General features: G+C 67.1%; 1 protein-coding gene. It reads right to left on the bottom strand.

The window, feature by feature from the left end; translation table 11 throughout:
* Positions 1-779: 779 nt before the first annotated feature.
* Positions 780-1,994 carry a TolC family protein gene (locus ABZS61_RS34725; RefSeq protein WP_224755983.1) on the bottom strand — a complete coding sequence of 405 codons (1,215 nt, stop codon included), beginning with the start codon at positions 1,992-1,994 and terminating at the stop codon, positions 780-782.
* Positions 1,995-2,064: the final 70 nt, after the last annotated feature.

Raw genomic sequence — 2,064 nt, 5'->3', positions numbered from 1 at the left:
CTGCAACGCACGCAGTGCGTCGCCGCATAGCCAGTCGGCGCCGCACCGGTCCGGTGCCCTCGATACGGACGGATCTGCCGGCGCCGCTGGTCGAGGCTTTGTCGGCGCGCGACGCAACGCTGCTTTACCGGATACTGGCTGCACCACCTCCGGTTCGCGGACGCGTACGCTCGCGCTATCGGACCGCCGAGGTGGTGTTGGCCGCAATGCCGGTACTGCATGCGCGTTCGCCCGGCGCATCGGTTGGGGCAGCGCGTCCGCACGGCTGGCCGCCGAAGCAGAAGGGGGTGCCAAAGCCGGTACTGAATCCAGAACCTGCGTTGGAGGCGGCACCGCCTCAGCGGCTGACGCAACGACCGACGCAGGCGCTCGTTTGCCCGTGGGCAAGCTGCCTCGGGTCGAATGGCTCTGCTCCTCGGCCCGCCCTGCCATCATCGCGCCGAACAGCGCCATCAATGCCGCCCCGAACACGGCGCCGCCAATCGCGGCCAACATGAGGCGAGCACGACCGCGCGGCGGCGGCTTGCGGCTCCATGCCAGATTGTCGTGCCCGAAATCGGCCGCGCACGTGTCCGAGGCGACAACCAAACGGCGATTCGGCAAGTAGACCGACTCCGGCGACGAATTCGTGAAGCGAGCGGTGACGCCGTGCCGGGCGCCATAGGGGGCGGGCAGGTAGGAAGCCGCCCTCGGCGGCGGCAATGCAAACCAGTTCTCGATCGATCCAGGACTCATGATTTCCCTCGTTGCGCGGCCGGGGCGCAACACCGCGCGATGCGTCAGCCCTCACGCAGCCATTGCACGAGCATGCCCGCCGATGCGTAGCCCCGCAGCGTCGCCGCATAGCCATCGAATCGGTACGCCACTTCGTTGACGCGATTGTTGTAGTCGTCGTTCTCGGCAATCAGCACGTCCAGCAAGGAGCGACGCCCGAGGTGGTACCACTGGTCGAAGAACGCGCTGCGCACGCGCGCCGACTCGACCGACAGATCGCGATACTGATCCGCCCGCTCGCCGAACGCGTATGCATCTTGCTCCGCGCTACGTACCTGATATTCGAGATCCAGGCGCATCTGTTCGACCTGCCGCCAACTCGCCGACGCGCGGAACGTCGCCGCATCGGTCGCCGCGGTCGCGGCGCCGCCGGTAAACGCGTTCCACGTCAGCGTGAGCATCGTCTGCCACGGCATGCGGCGCCCGACGGTATCGTGGCCGGTATTCGTGCTGACGACCCAGTTCAGTTGCGGCCTGGATGCCGCCCGCACCGCATCGCGGTTCAGTTCGGCCGCACCGGCCTCCGCGCGCGCCTGTCGGAGGCGCGGATTTTCATCGAGCGCGGACATCAACCGGTCGAGATTGCCGGGATGCAGCGGCCAGTGCGGATCCATCGGCATCGGCACCGGCCGCTCGCCTACCAGCTTGCGAAGATTCAGCTCGACCGTCCGGCATTTCGCCAGTGCCGCATCGCGACTCGCCTCGGCCTGGAGCAACCGGGCCTTTGCCTGGGTGAGCTCGCTGCCACGACCGCGATCGACCGCGACGATTTCATCGAGCATTCGCACGAGGCGCGTCATCCGGTCGACGAAGCGCTGGCTCAACTCGGCGATGTTGCGTTGTTTCGCGAGCTCGACGAGGGTGGCCGTGACCTGATAGGCGGAATCCTCCATCTGCGCGACGTAGCGCTCCTGCCCTGCACTCGCGAGCTCCCGCCGGCTGCCGATCGTTTTCTCGGTGCGCCCCCAGTCGAACAGCGTCGTCGTGAGGTTCACCCCCAGCGAGTTGCCCGGGTCGTATGCACTGCCGGCGTTCGAGCCGAACTGTGCGTTACGTGTCTGGCCGTTCAACTGCAATTGCGGCCAGCGTGCCCCCTTTGCCTGATCGACATCCGACTGCGCGGCCTGGTATTCCGCGTACAAGCGCCGCACCTGAGGACTGACGTCGACGGCCGCTTCCGCCGCGGCATACAGCATCCGCCGCAGTTCGCGCTCCGTCATGGTGGCCCCGCCGGGTCTCGGGCCCCGTGCTACTTGGGTGTCTCTTAAACGAGCCGTTGATGTTTCAGCT

The organism is Streptomyces sp. NPDC005566, assembly GCF_040605575.1.
Taxonomy (GTDB): Bacteria; Actinomycetota; Actinomycetes; order Streptomycetales; family Streptomycetaceae; genus Streptomyces.
Note: the sequence above shows the minus strand (reverse complement) of the source record. Positions and strands in the feature narration are given on the sequence as shown.